At 42.1% G+C, this 16,000-nt stretch carries 12 protein-coding genes and 1 tRNA gene; 8 read left to right on the top strand and 5 right to left on the bottom strand.

Translation table 11 applies throughout. From position 1 onward, the window contains the following. Positions 1-6 precede the first annotated feature (6 nt). Together VB654_RS12185 and VB654_RS12180 are read left to right on the top strand one after the other, a co-directional pair. A complete protein-coding gene (locus tag VB654_RS12185; RefSeq protein ID WP_323214029.1) occupies positions 7-810 on the top strand; it encodes an SAM-dependent chlorinase/fluorinase in 804 nt (267 codons plus the stop codon). Between the two features lie 71 nt (positions 811-881). Further along, positions 882-1,538 (top strand): DUF2301 domain-containing membrane protein, encoded by a 657-nt coding sequence (locus VB654_RS12180; RefSeq protein ID WP_323214028.1) that lies wholly within the window; start codon positions 882-884, stop codon positions 1,536-1,538. A gap of 251 nt (positions 1,539-1,789) precedes the next feature. On the opposite strand, the gene VB654_RS12175 is transcribed toward VB654_RS12180, so the two are convergent. Next, the gene (locus VB654_RS12175) at positions 1,790-3,043 is read right to left on the bottom strand and encodes a DUF4912 domain-containing protein (RefSeq protein ID WP_323214027.1); all 1,254 of its coding nucleotides are present in this window, start codon (positions 3,041-3,043) and stop codon (positions 1,790-1,792) included. Between the two features lie 743 nt (positions 3,044-3,786). Beyond that, complete coding sequence (locus VB654_RS12170) at positions 3,787-6,075, bottom strand: IMS domain-containing protein (RefSeq protein WP_323214026.1); 2,289 nt, start codon at positions 6,073-6,075, stop codon at positions 3,787-3,789. 692 nt (positions 6,076-6,767) lie between these two features. Between VB654_RS12170 and pdhA the strand changes: the two genes are divergently transcribed. The 3 genes from pdhA to VB654_RS12155 all read left to right on the top strand — a co-directional run bounded on the left by pdhA (position 6,768) and on the right by VB654_RS12155 (position 8,939). Continuing rightward, positions 6,768-7,802 carry a pyruvate dehydrogenase (acetyl-transferring) E1 component subunit alpha gene (gene pdhA, locus VB654_RS12165; RefSeq protein ID WP_323214025.1) on the top strand — a complete coding sequence of 345 codons (1,035 nt, stop codon included), beginning with the start codon at positions 6,768-6,770 and terminating at the stop codon, positions 7,800-7,802. Between the two features lie 133 nt (positions 7,803-7,935). After that, positions 7,936-8,808 (top strand): aldose epimerase, encoded by an 873-nt coding sequence (locus VB654_RS12160; RefSeq protein WP_323214024.1) that lies wholly within the window; start codon positions 7,936-7,938, stop codon positions 8,806-8,808. A 59-nt stretch (positions 8,809-8,867) separates the two neighbouring features. Continuing rightward, positions 8,868-8,939, top strand: a tRNA-Lys gene (locus tag VB654_RS12155). 404 nt (positions 8,940-9,343) lie between these two features. Here VB654_RS12155 and VB654_RS12150 read toward each other — a convergent pair. Beyond that, on the bottom strand, positions 9,344-10,099 hold the full coding sequence (locus tag VB654_RS12150; RefSeq protein WP_323214023.1) for an EndoU domain-containing protein: 756 nt from the start codon (positions 10,097-10,099) through the stop codon (positions 9,344-9,346). 163 nt (positions 10,100-10,262) lie between these two features. Here VB654_RS12150 and VB654_RS12145 point away from each other — a divergent pair, with 163 nt between their 5' ends. Beyond that, on the top strand, positions 10,263-11,024 hold the full coding sequence (locus VB654_RS12145; RefSeq protein WP_323214022.1) for a hypothetical protein: 762 nt from the start codon (positions 10,263-10,265) through the stop codon (positions 11,022-11,024). Positions 11,025-11,129: 105 nt separating this feature from the next. Here VB654_RS12145 and ilvC read toward each other — a convergent pair whose 3' ends face one another. Then, entirely contained in the window at positions 11,130-12,125 is a 996-nt protein-coding gene (gene ilvC / locus VB654_RS12140) for a ketol-acid reductoisomerase (protein WP_323214021.1), read from the bottom strand. Between the two features lie 120 nt (positions 12,126-12,245). After that, positions 12,246-13,115 (bottom strand): aldo/keto reductase, encoded by an 870-nt coding sequence (locus VB654_RS12135; RefSeq protein ID WP_323214020.1) that lies wholly within the window; start codon positions 13,113-13,115, stop codon positions 12,246-12,248. Positions 13,116-13,369: 254 nt separating this feature from the next. Here VB654_RS12135 and VB654_RS12130 point away from each other — a divergent pair, with 254 nt between their 5' ends. Both VB654_RS12130 and VB654_RS12125 read left to right on the top strand, forming a co-directional pair. Further along, a complete protein-coding gene (locus VB654_RS12130; RefSeq protein ID WP_323214019.1) occupies positions 13,370-14,299 on the top strand; it encodes a DUF4349 domain-containing protein in 930 nt (309 codons plus the stop codon). Between the two features lie 148 nt (positions 14,300-14,447). Beyond that, entirely contained in the window at positions 14,448-15,980 is a 1,533-nt protein-coding gene (locus tag VB654_RS12125; RefSeq protein WP_323214018.1) for a SagB/ThcOx family dehydrogenase, read from the top strand. The last annotated feature ends 20 nt before the right edge of the window (positions 15,981-16,000 follow it).

Raw genomic sequence — 16,000 nt, 5'->3', positions numbered from 1 at the left:
TAAGCCATGCCTGAAAAACAAATAAATCAATCATCACTCGTGGCATTACTGAGTGATTTTGGCGATCGCGATGTTTATGTTAGTGTGATGAAAGGTGTTGTTGCTCAAATCAATCCCCAGATCAGGGTGGTAGACTTGACACACCAGATTTCGCCGCAAAATGTCGCCGCAGCTAGGTTTTGTCTGCTGAATGCTTATTCCTATTTCCCCGTGGGTACAGTATATGTGGCAGTGGTAGATCCGGGAGTGGGGAGTAGGCGCAGAGCGATCGCGGTAGAATTTGCTCAAGGGTTTCTAGTAGGGCCAGATAATGGTCTATTTAGCGGGGTACTCAGTCAAAGTCCAGCCATTAACACCGTTGAACTCACAAACCCTAATTATTGGCGCACACCTGAACCGAGCAAAACGTTTCACGGTAGAGATATCTTTGCCCCTGTAGGCGCTCATCTTGCTAGTGGTATCCCTTTAAAACAGCTAGGACAAGAAATAGATTCCGCAACTTTGGTACAGTTAGATATAGGCGAATGTCACCAAACTCATGCCGGCGTGACAGGCTGTGTTCAATATATTGATTATTTTGGCAACTTAGTCAGCAATATTCCTGGAAAATACGTGCAAGGTAAAAATTGGTGCGTGCAAGTCGCTGGGGTGACTATACCGGGATGCGAAACTTATAGTGATGTTAAAATGGGAGAAGTAGCCGCTTTAGTTGGTAGTCATGGCTGGGTAGAAGTTGCCATTAATAGCGGTAATGCCTCCTCAAAGTTGCAGATTAATTGGCAAGATGTGTTACAAGTCTTATTTTTATAGTCAAACCACACCGCATAAAATTAATCAAATTTCATTTTCAGCTTAAATACTATTGACAAAATTAACTAAACATGAATACACAAACAGGATCTGCACCAGAAGTTTATCAAGGTCAGTTTGGGGAATTTACAGTTGATAATAGCGATCGCACTGGCGTGATTACCTACCGGGCTGGGTTAATGGTAGCAGCACTCAGCTTTGCTATAGGTAGCGTTTTGGTTTTGTTCAACAATAATCCTACTACTATAGCCGCACTCACCCCTTTATATGCCTGTTTTAGTCTGGGTCTAGGTGTCAGCTTATTAACCATTCACATCTACATGGCATTTCTGCACCGACTATTACAAGTTTTTTGGGCTATCGGCAGTATATCAGCAATAGTACTGGCATTGTCTAGTAGTGAACCTTTAGCGATCGCAGTTTACAACCAACCCCTAACTTTATTTGGCATAGGTTTTACCTTCGTAGCATTAACAGGTATTTTCTTCAAAGAAGCCTTTTGCTTTAATCGCCCAGAAACTAAGTTGTTAACTCTGACCGTACCTTTACTTCTGCTGGGACATTTAATAGGGATTTTACCAACTCACTGGGAGCAGGTTTTATTAGGTGTTTGGACAATTTTCTTTCTAGTGTTTGCCTTGAGGAAAATATTTCAAGCCATTCCCCCAGATATTGGCGATAAATCTGTATTTACTTACTTGAAAACTCAAAGTTTAGCGAAGGTTTAACTCTTGACGCTTTCCTCTGATTTTTATGGAATAACGAACCACAGAGGACACAGAGGACACAGAGTCATGAGAGTTTCAGAGATTTTTTGTCTCATATTCTCCCCTCCTCGCTTGCGGGGAGGGGCTGGGGGTGGGGTTCTAGATTGTGGTAACAGTAACTAATTAACCGGATTTGATTCCAGAAAACAAAAACCCGCTATAAAATTAATCTAGCGGGAAATAATTGATATTTTCAATTCAACATCAGCAACTTAAGCAAACCATTCTAAAACAGCTTCATCTTTAGTGTTGGTATTTCGAGATGGAGTCTCACGATTAAATTTCATGTGAATGGATCTTGTTTGTTCACCATCAGCCGCAACACCCACAATTGGATAGTCAATTAAACCATCTTGGAAGGACATCTGGAAGCGGAATGTCCCATCGGGATTCAGCTTGATTTGACGACCACCAATAGTCACAGTTGCATCAGGTTCAGTTGCACCGTAGACAATCAACTCCGCATCAGCAACTAACCAGAATTTGCGGGGACTCATTGGTACGCCAGCCGAGAAGCCAGCACCAGACATCCCAACACCAGACATGGTTAAACCAGAAGCAGTGGGAACCGCCCACATCCCAACACCAGAGGGGAAAACATAGGAACTAATCGCCTCTTCAGGACGTGCAGAACCTGGTACTTGGTGCATAGAACCGAAGATAGAACCAGCTACTCGTTGTGCTTCAGCAGATTCAGCCAAGCCAAAGATTTCTTCGTATATGGGGTTACTGGTAACATTTACTCCTGCTGACGCTGCGGCTGCTGCTTTCTTCGCCGGGGGGACTAATTCGTAAACAGTTTTACCACGGAGGTCTTCTTCAAAGTTGACAGTCACGAAGGCATCCTCAATCCAGTCCGATGGATAAACAGGAGGAATGTGTACTCTCGCAGAACGCGCCAATACTAACCAACGACCATCAGCAGTCCGGTAGCCAATATCTATGACATAATCGCGATCGCTCACTGGAATAGGAATATACCATTCTCTGGCCAGTTCATCAGCAGGATATTCCTGAATGCTGTGAGGGCTTTGGTGATCAATATCGATGTCGGTAACATCGTAGATCCGCAGTGCTAATTGCTGCCCGCCTTGTTGACGTAGTTCTGCTTTGTGTTCGTTAGGAATATCCCAATAGGTATAAGCCCATTGAGGATCGCGAGGTAAAAGTACAATTCGGCTTTCACCATAACCTTGTGGTAGGTCTGCAAGTCCTTCATCAACATCAGCCAGAGAACCACCAGTCCTGTCTTCTTGACCTAATTCAAATTTTGCTGCTTCCACGGTTTCCTGTGCCTCCAGTGAACGAGTTGGACTAAGCGATACTTTAATGCGCTGGACTTCTTGAATCGCTGCCAGCAGTTGAGATTTACGCATTCGGCTATAGCGAGAGATGCTATATTCACTGGCAACTTTTCGTAATTGCCTTAATGTCATCTCTTCTAGTGGTGGGCGTTCTTTGGCCATAATTTTGGACTCCAGTAGTTTGCAAGGTAAATGATTTCCCTGGGTTACAGAATCTTTTATAAAAGTAAAATTTCATCTACCCCAGATGAATTTCTGATTCTTGACTTCTGGTTTTGCCCAGCGTTTAAATTTTTAGTTTGTTCTTAAATTGAGAATCACTACTTTTCCTTTCCGCGATTGTGCCATGATCAGCATTTCTTTGGGATCGGAGAAGTTCGTTTGTTAAGTAAATATTAACCAGTAAACCTTGCTAGGGATCAAGGGGGTTACAGGCACTTTTTTAACTCTTATACGAATTTATCAGCTTTTCGGGGATCGCATTGTCATGAAACCATAACAAAACGAGGCAATTCGCCTGGAGAGGATCAGCCAAATATCATGGAACCATAACATTTCAGCGATGGATCAGCCGAAAACCTTAATCTACAAAGGAATACGCACAATTAACAAAAGTGTAGAGAGGAACAAACCCTAGATAAACATTAGAGACTTCCAAATAAAAAAATATCCCGTCGTTTTGAGAACAGGGGGAGGAAAGGTCATTTTAGTTGCAGAAATTTGGATTAACTTTTTTGTGGAGTTCTCTTACGGCGATTTCAATATTCATAGCCCCAGACTCATCTACAGAATCAGGGGTATATAAGCATGAACTAAAGTTTTTAACATCAAAAAAATGAAAAATCCAACTCAGGGCTATTGGTAATCATCCCCAAATTACAGAATTGATTTGAGTTTTTTGTCCTCTAAAAATTCATGCCAATTTCATTAATAACTGACATATTTTGGATGCGCCAAACGTCAGCTTGTCGAATTAAAGAATATCGCACACGCAAAGTTTCATCAGAAAAATTTCTAATCCGACCCTGGTCATAGAATTCTGTTACTTCCCTGACTGTAGCCACAACTACAGCTTGATCAGATTTTTGATCAAGATATTCTACCTTCACTGTGTGCTTATATTGACGATAGCGGTTTTGTAACCTCTCTTGTTGAGCCAGTAGCCGCCATTGAGCAAGAGTTTTATCGGTTAAAATCTCTTGTAAGTTATCCACATTATATTTCGGGCCTAAAGCCTCAGCTTTAGCAGATAGCCAAGTCTGAATCACTTCTTGCGCCGTTGTATTCGTCAGATTGTCTTCTAGAAGTTGCAATTTACTGTTCTCATCTGGAATCTCTATTGGTGGTTGATTAAGTTCCACAAATAACTGTTCACCTTGCAAAACTGGTCTAGGAGAGAACAAATTTTTCATCCATCCAAATGTTGTCGAAACTAGAAGCCAAAAAACTAATATCCCTGCCAGAGAAGCAAATACAGTCCAAACAAGTCGTGTTTTTCCTTCTAAGGTAGTCGCAAAAGCTTGTTGTTGGGGATAACCTCCATTCGCAGCTTGACGAGGCTTTCGTCTCCGGCGTTTTTTGACTTGACGAGGAGGAGTGGATTTAGCTGCACCATTGAGATGATTCTGAGTGGTTCTGGTTGTGCGTTCAGGATGAGTAAATTGTGTTACATCAGGTTGTGAGTGGGCATCTTGTGAAGTTCGATCTGGTGGTGTATTCCCAATAGTTGGCGAAAAGCGGACATTTTCATGTCTTCTCTGATTTGGCGTTGCTGATACATCCGGTGCAGGTGTTCTGCCTTGAGCAAATTCTGGAGAAACAGCAGGGGAATGATAATTATGCAGGGGAGGTTGGGAAAAAGACTGCCGGTTGATTACAGCCCATTCTTGAGTGGTTTCTGCATCAGTAGGTAAGGCTTCTAAATAAGCTTGTACCTGTTGGTTAGCAAAATAATCTTTGAGGGAGGCTTGCTGTTGAGCTAAATCTCGAAAGTGTAAAAATACTTCATCTTGTAACCACTGTTCTGCATACAAGCATAATCCCGGTAGCAAGTCGGGAGAGTCTAGGGATTTTTCCCGAATTAAAGCCAAAGCTTCGTATTCTTGACTCAGTTCTAAAACGCGGGTGGCTTCTTCGGTCTGACCTAGTAGCAGCGCACACAGTGATTGTTCTAAATGTACATCTTGACGTTTTCCCAAACGCATCAGCATTTGCTTGGCTTGACGAATTAATGCTGGTTGACGTTGAGTGAATCCCCTGGCTAATAGGGCATAAACTGCCAAGTAATTAGCAACAGCAGAGGGACGCTTGCTTTCTGCTTCAAAAAGTTTATGCTGTTCTGCAACTGTTAAATAGTTACGTAATTGCTGGATAAACCGCAAAAAGTCATCTATGTTTAGACCAGATTGATCATTGCCAGTACCATCGATGCCACCGCGATCGCTCAAGATATCATGTAAAAATGCCAGCCCTTGTCGTCTTTGGGCAACCTTTTCTTCTGGTAATGCCAGCAATTCCAAAATTCGATAGGGACGCAATTTATACAAGTCAGCTTGCATTTCCGCCTGTACACTAGCAAATAGCCCTTCCCGTGCTAGCAGTTCCTGACCAGTTTCTAAAGAAATAGCAGCATTTTCATAGTGACCTTGCTGCCAATGTTCCCGACCCAGTTCTAGACAAGCCAAAGCCACGGTTAGAACAATATCTGGGTAATCAGAATTTTCCAGAAATTCTTCACTGGCCAAATTATTAGCCATTCTGGCAGATGTTATTCCGCTTTGAGTTGTAAGATATTCGTGGCCTAGCTTTAATACCAGTTCATATTCGCCCAATTCTTGCAGAATTAATAAAGCACCAACTAATTCCTGTTGGGAAACGTCGATACTCAGACTCTGGATGTCAGGATCAGTGTTATTGCTTTGGGTGTGGTTTCCCACTGCAACCGTAGTATTACCATTGCCGTCGGGGCCATAGGCATGGGCAAGATAAAGCTGGTCATAACTGCTACGTTCTTTTGGATTGGATAAAACCACGTAAGCTTCTTCAATGAGTTGTTTGCGGGAAGAAATTGCTGCTTGAGAATACTCTCGTCGTGGCAACTGCACAATGCGATCGCTGTACGACTGCCGCAACTGTTCATCACTTGCCGCTAACGGTAATCCCAAAATTCGGTAGTAATCTAGCGGAATTCGCACAGTCTACTTCCCCTGCACCGTGATCAACATAATTCACCTAGAGCATTCCAGCCATGTAAAACCGTGCCATAATAGTACGGTTAATAATACCGTGGCGGACTTACACTATAAGTATATATTGAGACAATTGTTTTTGTTACTTCCTAAAATTTGAATTATATTTTAGTGGTAATATTTTGCATTGCCTAGAAAGCGCCAATACTTTGTTTGAATTTTGAGTATTTTTGCCTGTAAGCACTTATAGTTACTGATCGTTCACGGATTTATCCAGCTAGGCGGTTAAAAGAATTAACTTGAACTGGATATGTTAATTAAAGATGCGTAACTATACCATAAATAACTTTAAATTAAAAGTATCTAGCTATAGAAAAAAATTCCTGATTCATTTTTGCCAAATTGTTCATGGATAGGCAGAAACCGAGCTATCCTGATTGATAGCCTATGAACAGGAGTAGGGAGTGAGAAAACTCAGGGGTGTATCTGTTGCCATTCGGGTAAGATCCTCGCAGAGTGTGGTTAGAACAATCAAAAATTCACTCATTGTTTCGCCTCCATTGCCTATAAACCTTTTTGGTGCATAAATTTTGGTAGTTGACTCCAGCACATCCTAGCGAATGAAAAGCAGATATTGCCTGACAGCAACTTATTTGAGATGGTAAATTTCAGTTTTACTATAGGAATACTAAAAAATAATGGTTCAAGAACGCACGTTACCTACATTTAATACTGCCAATAGCAACATCACCAAAGCAGAAGGATTGCGGTTGTATGAAGACATGGTACTAGGTCGCTCATTTGAAGACAAATGTGCTGAGATGTACTATAGAGGCAAAATGTTTGGTTTTGTTCACCTCTACAACGGTCAAGAAGCCGTTTCCACAGGTGTTATCCAAGCCATGCGACCAGGTGAAGATTTTGTTTCTAGCACCTACCGCGACCACGTTCATGCTCTCAGCGCCGGTGTACCAGCCAGAGAAGTGATGGCAGAGTTATTTGGCAAAGCCACAGGATGCAGCAAAGGACGTGGTGGCTCTATGCATATGTTTTCTGCCGAGCATGGCTTACTAGGTGGTTATGCTTTTGTGGCTGAAGGCATTCCCGTGGCAGCTGGAGCAGCTTTTCAAAGCAAATACCGCCGGGAAGTTTTGGGAGATCAAAACGCCGACCAAGTAACAGCTTGCTTTTTTGGCGATGGTGCAGCTAATAATGGTCAGTTTTTCGAGACTTTAAATATGGCAGCCCTGTGGAAACTACCAATTATTTTTGTGGTCGAAAATAATAAATGGGCTATTGGGATGTCTCATGAAAGAGCCACTTCCCAGCCAGAGATTTACAAAAAAGCCAGTGTATTTAACATGGTTGGCGTAGAAGTAGACGGTATGGACGTGCTAGCAGTGCGCTCCGTTGCTCAAGAAGCAGTCGCCCGCGCCCGTGCTGGTGAAGGGCCAACCTTAATTGAAGCCCTGACCTACCGCTTCCGGGGACACTCCCTCGCAGACCCAGATGAAATGCGAAGCAAAGCCGAGAAAGAATTCTGGTTTTCCCGTGACCCGATTAAGAAGTTGGCAACTTATCTGGTGGAGCAAAATTTAGCAGATGAGGCTGAACTCAAAGCTATTGACCGAAAAATTCAAGCAGTCATCGAAGAAGCTGTGAAGTTTGCCGAAAGTAGCCCCGAACCTGACCCCAGCGAGTTGTATCGCTTTGTGTTTGCAGAAGACGAGTAAATAGTTTTAAGTGCGAGTAGTCCGTCAAAGAATGTAGGGATAATTTATGAATTGTCCCTACCAGGGTTCACCAAAGACGCATATTTGATTTTTCGTGTATACCTAAATTCACCATCATTAAGGACTGAAACTTGTGTTTACCATCACCGTTCAAGAACAACAATACAAAACTTATATCCTCAGCGATGAAAGTGCTGGCTCTCAGATAGAAGTAGTACCAGAAAGAGGCGGTATTATTACCCGTTGGCGTATCCAGGGAAAAGAAATTTTCTACTTGGATACTGAACGCTTTACTCATCCAGATTTGAGCGTCAGAGGCGGAAATCCAATTCTGTTTCCTATCTGTGGCAATTTACCAGATAATACTTACACCCATAACGGGCAAAAATACACTCTTAAACAACACGGCTTTGGGCGTGAGTTACCTTGGGAAGTGACTGAGCAAAAAACTGAAGATAAAGCTAGTCTGACCCTCGTACTCAATAGCAACGAGCAAACCAAGGCAGTTTATCCTTTTGACTTTCAAGTAATTTTTACTTATGAATTGCAAGGAAATAATCTCGCAATTCGACAGGAATATAAAAATCTGTCATCCACACCAATGCCCTTTTCGGCTGGTTTCCATCCTTACTTTCTGACTGGTGGTGATAAAAATCAGCTAGAGTTTCAAATCCCCTCACAGCAGTATCAAGACCAAAATACTAAGCAAATTCACTCATTTGATGGTAATTTTGATTTCAACCGCGATGAAATTGATGTTGCTTTTAAGGATTTGACTAGCCAATCAGCCACAGTGATAGATCCTAGTCGTTCCCTGAAGCTGACTTTAGATTACGACAATATCTATTCTCATCTAGTGTTTTGGACAGTCAAAGGCAAAGATTTCTACTGCCTAGAACCTTGGACAGCCCCTCGTAATGCCCTCAATACTGGCGCAAACCTGACGGTATTAGCTCCAAAGGCTGGCTGCAAGGCATCTGTACAGTTAACAGCGAATCTTTTATAAAAGATTTGCAAATCTCAGATTATCGTGTTATGATGGCAAAGTTGCAAAACAAAGCAAAAGGGTCGCTAACTCAATGGTAGAGTACTCGGCTTTTAACCGATTTGTTCCGAGTTCGAGTCTCGGGCGACCCATAAAAAATTAACACAAGACTCGCCTAAACCTTTGATATCAAGGTAGAGACGATTTTTGTATTTAGGGTTTGTTGAATAAATATAAAACCCAGATAAATCGAAGGTTTGGGGCTGATAAACCCAAAAGTAGGTGCAAGGCTTCGCCTTGAGCGTCAGCCGAACGGTTTTTGAAGGGTGTAAGTAAGAGGGCGTAAATAAAGTTAACTGGTGGGGTTCTTCATTTGTCCTTAGTCATTGGTCATTGGTAAGAATTTTTGCGCTGTTTACTTTTCGTAATATAGTTTGGTTTTTTCCTACCTACCATCAAACGTGTGAACTTTGGGTTGAATAAATCAGAAAATTTGGGGATGACAGGTAACTGTTCCCTGTTCCCTCTCAACTTGCCATAAATTGATCGCAGCAAATTATTTTTTACAGTTTGCACCTTGGGGAGTAGCATCAGGATAGAAGGTAACTATAGTCTTTTGTCTCCTCACAAAAACTTTAGGGAAAGTTTTTCCAGTATCCTGATCTCGCACATTAAAAATACACGCTCCTTCAGAATTTCCTTGCAGTTTAAAAATTCGGGTCGCATCTACAAGCAATTCTTGAGCATTACTCAGATAACTATAGCCTTTCATCACATCTGTAAATGTGCGGTTTCCTTGTTTGATCATAACACCCATTGTATAAATTATACCAGGAACAACCTCCTCACGCCTCTGGTTATTCGGTAAACGTCCGCCAATTCCTTCATTTTGTAACTGTAAATATCGACCATAAAAATGCAAGCCGCCAATTTTATTAGCACTCTTGATTTCGCCACAAAAAATGTGTTCAAAGCCCCGATTTTTAACCCAAATATCAGTTAAATCTTCGATAAATTCGGTTTTATTTCTGCGTCCTGGACGGAATTCGCCGCCGCTAACTGTTTGAAGTTTCTGTAAAACATCTGGGTAAGAGGACAATAACTGTTGAAATTTATTGCGGGTGACTCTTGTTCCCATAGGGCCACAGATATTGAGAACAGCTTTGTCAAAGGAATTTAAAGGGGGTGGGGGTGGTGTAATGTCTAATTTGCGACCCCTGGGAAAACCTATAGGAACCGGGTTATTGATATTATCGAAAAATGGTAGAAGTTTAGTTGTGGGCTGAGACTGTGCTTGTGCGGTATTTTGCATCCCCAGGAAGCAAACTAGGAATAATAAAGTGAATCGACTTATCAGCCTGTGATGTTGCTGCTTTGCCGGGTTAAGATGCATTTTTGGCATATTTTGTGATGGGTAAGCTGACTTAGAAGGGAATACTCAAATTATGAGTTAAGTCTTTTATATACCAATATTGATGAAAATTGTAGAAGAAACGCGCACCCGATTACGGGTTCAGCACCGACCGTTTCGTGTTTGGTTTTTTGGAGGATCATTTTTTATTGGCTGTTTAGGTTTTCTGATTTACTTTTTGTTTTTTGAATTTGTAACCGTTCGTCTCACTTGTCAACGCCCTTTACCCAACCAAATTAATTGTGACTTGAGGCAGTCTAGTTTGTTGGGAAGGAAACAGAGGTTAAGAATTTTTGATATTCAGAGTGCATACGTGAAAGCTATAAGTAGTAGCAGGAGTAAAAGTTATCGCGTCGTCATTGTGACTCCTGTGGGAGAACGGGAACTGATATCTAGTCAGAACTATGGAAGGAATCAGCAAGATGTTCGGCAAATTAACACCTTTATTAATTCTGGACAAATGTCTTTATTTTTAGGACAAAATCAACATCAACTACTGTTTGTCAAAAATGTAACTATGTTAATTGGCATAGCTATTGGTGCTGTTGCATTAACAACACCTATGACTAATTGTATTTTTTACAAAAGTCTGAATCAGGTATTTATAGAGCGAAAAAGTTTACGTATTCAGCAAACTATTGAGGAACCACTAGAAAATATTCTCCGTGTGGATATTCGAGATAAGCAATTTAAAAATGGTAAACTTTATCGGGCTGTGATTGTCTTGAAATCTTTCGATGAGATTCCCATTAATCCAGAATATACTGATGAAAAAAGCGTTCGCTATGCTGTGTTTAGGATAAATTCTTTTCTGGGTTATTTGTAATCGGGGCGGGTTCACTAAATATCCCGGTTAATGAGCATGATATCTACGAACCCGCCCCTACAGGAGTTTTTATTTGAGGGCTTAAGCCCTCACTACAAACGTTAATTAAACTTTTTTTAACCAGCTAAACATGGCGCGTAAGTCTTTGCCGACTTCTTCAATGGGATGTTCGGCTTCTTGGCGGCGCATGGCGGTAAATCCTGGTTTACCAGATTGATTTTCTAAGACGAATTCCCGTGCAAATTGCCCAGATTGAATTTCGCTGAGAATTTTCTTCATTTCAGCTTTGGTGTTAGCGTTGACAACGCGGGGTCCACGAGTATAATCACCATACTCAGCAGTGTTAGAGATACTGTCGCGCATTTCGGCTAGTCCACCTTCTACAACCAAGTCAACAATCAATTTGACTTCGTGGAGACATTCAAAGTAAGCCAATTCTGGTTGATAACCTGCTTCGACTAAGGTTTCAAAACCTGCTTTAATTAAGGCGCTTAAACCACCACACAATACTGCTTGTTCACCAAACAAATCGGTTTCGGTTTCTTCGCGGAATGTGGTTTCGAGAATTCCGGCACGTGTACCACCGATACCTCTAGCGTAAGCCATGGCGCGATCGCGTGCTTGACCACTAGCATTTTGATAAACTGCAAACAGCGCTGGGACACCTTGTCCTTGTTCATAAGTCCGGCGCACCAAATGTCCGGGGCCTTTGGGTGCTACCATTACCACGTCTACGTTAGCAGGTGGTACGACTTGCCCAAAGTGAATATTAAAACCGTGGGCGAAGGCGACAACGTTTCCTTCTTGCAGATTTGGTTCAATTTCTTGTTTGTAAACTGTCTTTTGGACTTCATCAGGTAACAAAATCATGATGAAATCAGCAGCTTTAGCAGCATCGGCCACAGGTTGTACAGTTAAACCAGCTGCTTCGGCTTTTGCTGCTGACTTACTACCCGGATATAGTCCCACAATCACATTCAAACCACTATCTTTAAGATTAAGGGCGTGGGCATGACCTTGGGAACCATAGCCAATAATGGCAATCGTTTTTCCAGCCAAAAGGTCTAAATTGGCATCTTCGTCATAATACATCCGGGCCATAATATGCATCTCCTGTCAGCAGCATGGTCATTAATTAGCAGCTTTCGATTGTACCTTAAATCAGTGGACAGTGAACAGTGAACAGTGATCACGCCGATTTGTCTCTGAACTGATAACTGATTAAGAAGTGGCTTGATCGATTTTTTGCACTTCTGCATCTGATAATTTCACATTGACAGCAAGTGCTGTATCTTCAATGCTGGAAACTTGACTAGCGCCAGGAATGGGCAGAATACAGGGGGATTTGGAACGCAACCATGCTAAGACGATACAGTATAATGATAGGTTTTTTTCTTGGGCTAATTTGGCGATCGCCTGAATATCTGGTAAATTTGCATGGCGACGCATTCCCCCAAAGGGACTCCAAGGTAAAAAGGTGATTTTTTCCTGTTCACAATATTGCAATACGCCATCGGTTTCTGGCTGTCTGTGCCAAGGACTATATTGATTCTGCACAGAGACAATATCCACGACATCCCGTGCTTGTTTAATTTGTTCTACAGAAAAGTTAGAAACTCCCACAAATCGAATCAAACCAGCTTTTACAGCTTCTTTGGCTGGTGCTAGGGATGCTTCTATGGTGTAATTAGGATCTGGGGAATGGTATTGCCACAAATCAATAGGTTTATCGCCTCCTAAAATCTCAAAGCTTTCCCGAATTGTTTGGCGTAAATGGTCTGGGTTGCCGTTACGCCCCCAACTACCATCAGGACGCATTAAACCGCCTTTGGTGGCGACAATGACTTGGCTGATATCACCTTTGTAAGTTGTCAGGGCTTGGTGAATTAATCGCTCGTTGTGGTGCTTATCTGATTCATCTTTGCAGTAAGAATCAGCAGTATCAATAAATGTAATCCCCAATTCTAAGGCGCGATGAATAACTGCAATTGATTGGGATTCAGGCGGACGGTCATAAATTGACATGGGCATCCCACCCAAGCCGATTACACTCACGTATACACCTGTGTTTCCTAGTTGTGTGGTTTCCATGCTTTTCGTTTTAGTTTGCAATACCATTACCTAATTTAGTAACTGCTCTGGGGTTTTTGACAATTCATCTATGGGGTGGTTTATCGAATAGCAAGAAAGATCCCCGACTTCTTGAAGAAGTCGGGGATCTGAGCCTCTTTTGTTTTTGCAGAATTCGGTCGATGGCTATTGTGTTACATAAATCGCAACTAGGTCAAGTTTGAGTTGTTTCCCCAGCCATACTGAGGTTAGTTTCATCTATCTGGGGGTTGATTATGCAAGTCTCAACGAAATCGCCACAAAAATCTGTTGTGTTGGTGAGTGCTTTATTGGGTGGGGTGATATTTAGTAGTTGTGCTGCTTCTGTGCAGCCATCGTTAGATTCGGCTTTGTCTTCAAGCGATCGCCCGCAAAATATGGCCGCAGCACCCCCTACAATTAATGAAAGTACGCCCCAGGCGGAAGCTGCACCAGTAACAGTAACCCGTGCGCGTCCTCAACTGATTAAAAAGGCTGCAATGACTGTAATTGTTGACTCTGTTAGTGAGAGTATCGATGCTGTCTCCCAAATTATTAATCAACAACAAGGGGATTTAATCGGTTTAAGCGAACGTCAGCCGACAAGGGAAACTTCCCGGCATACTGCATCTATTACAATGCGAGTTCCTCAAAATAGATTAGAAACTACTATAGAAGAATTAGCTAAATTAGGCACTGTGAGTAATCGTGATATTACCGCAGAAGATGTGGGCGATCGCCTGGTGGATTTCCAAGCTAGATTAAATAACCTGCAAAGAACTGAAGCCAATTTGCAAAAAATTATGGATCGGGCGGGTTCCATTAAAGATGTGCTAAGTGTTGCTCAAGAATTGAATAACGTCCGACAATCGATAGAACAAATTGATGCTCAATTAAAAAGCTTAAAAAATCAAGTTGCATATTCCACCATTACCCTGAACTTAGAAGCAGCGATATCTAGCACCAGTCCCCAAATTACCTTAGCATCCCAAATTCAAGAAACCTGGAAGAACTCCACTCATTCATTAGGTAAATTGAGTGTGGGCTTGTTAAAATTGGGCATTTGGTCAATGGTTTACAGTCCTGTGTTGTTAATTTTAGCTGCTGGTATTTATGGTGTTACCCGTTGGCGACGAACCCAGACCCCAATTTTGGCAGATAGCCCAAAATCAACTAATTCTGATTAATTCACTCCCTGATTTCTAGAAACGAGATTTAGTCAGGGATTTACCAGACATCACATAATGAGTTTACAGTTTGTACTAATTAACACGAAACAATGAGGCTGATGAATGCCAAGATCAAAAGGAGGAAGCCAAGAGTATTGAAATTAATATGCCAGAAATACGCGAATCCATCGCTCAACACTACCACGAACGGACTAAATACGATCCTGAGACTCTTGCCTCTAAGTCTCAGGGGTTAGACTGGGCTAAACAGCCAGTGCCGTTTAAAGAGTACAAAATTGGGACAACTTTTGACCTTAAACCCTATATCCAAGACACATCAGAGACATTTGCAAATAACCCAGATGCACAATGGTGGCAGAGACTTTCCCGGTTATTGTTTCGCAGTTATGGACTGACAGCGAGAATGCCTTCAATGGGCAGTGCGGTATATTTACGGGCTGCGCCCAGTGCGGGGGGATTATATCCGGCGGAAGTGTATCTAGTATCCCGTGGTACGCCGTTATTACCACCTGGATTGTATAACTACCAATGTCGGACTCATTCCCTAATGCATTATTGGGAAAGTGATGTTTGGCCAGCTTTGCAAGAGGCTTGTTTTTGGCATCCAGCCATTGAAAGTACCCAATTGGCAATTATCATTACTGGGGTTTTTTATCGTTCAGCCTGGCGATATGAAGATAGAGCCTATCGGCGCATATTTTTAGATACGGGGCATCTGCTGGGCAATATAGAACTAGCTGGGGCGATGAATGACTATCGCCCACATTTGATTGGTGGTTTTGTAGATGAAGCCGTTAATGATTTACTTTATATAGATTCGCAACAAGAAGGAGCGATCGCTGTCTTACCTCTGGCAGACTTATTAGATGTGCAACAAAATTTGCCATTAGGATGTACAGCTTTGCCTTCTGCCAGTGAAACTAATTATCCACCGATTCCCGATGGTGAACTGCTGAAATATTTTCATCATCACACCCAAATTAAACCAAGTTTAACTAGCAAACGCAGTCTACCAACGGTGAAGCCAGAGAAAATCTTAGAGGATAAATACAATTTTCCTTTCTGTCTAAAAATTCCCACAGCTACCACACCAATTTCCTGGGGAACAAAACTGACAGATTTGGAAACCACCATGTACAAGCGGCGTTCTACCCGCGCCTACAGTGGTGAAAGTTTAACCTTCGATGAACTCAAAAGTTTACTGGATTTCACCTATCAACCCCAAAATTACATCGACCAAGGTTTAGATAATACTCCAGACTACTTTGACCTGAATTTAATTGAAACATTTATTGCTGTTAGTGGGGTGAAAGGTCTGGAGTCTGGCTGTTATTATTACGCACCTAAAGCCCAAGAATTAAGACAGATTCGCTTCAAAAATTTCCGCAGAGAGTTACACTTCCTCTGCTTGGGGCAAGATTTAGGGCGAGATGCGGCCGCCGTGCTGTTTCATACGGCTGATCTTAAAACTGCGATCGCACAATATGGCGATCGCGTTTACCGTTATTTACACATGGATGCGGGACATTTAGGACAACGGTTGAATTTAGCCGCAACTAACCTGAGTGTAGGTGTCAGTGGTATCGGTGGCTTCTTTGACGACCAAGTAAATGAGATTTTAGGCATTCCGGCTGATGAGGCTGTCATATATGTAACTACATTGGGAAGACCAAGGTAATCAGTGATCAGTTATCAGTT

The organism is Nodularia sp. UHCC 0506 (assembly GCF_034931045.1).
Classification (GTDB): Bacteria; Cyanobacteriota; Cyanobacteriia; order Cyanobacteriales; family Nostocaceae; genus Nodularia.
The sequence above is the reverse complement of the archived record's forward strand: the minus strand, read 5'-3'. Positions and strand labels throughout refer to the sequence as shown.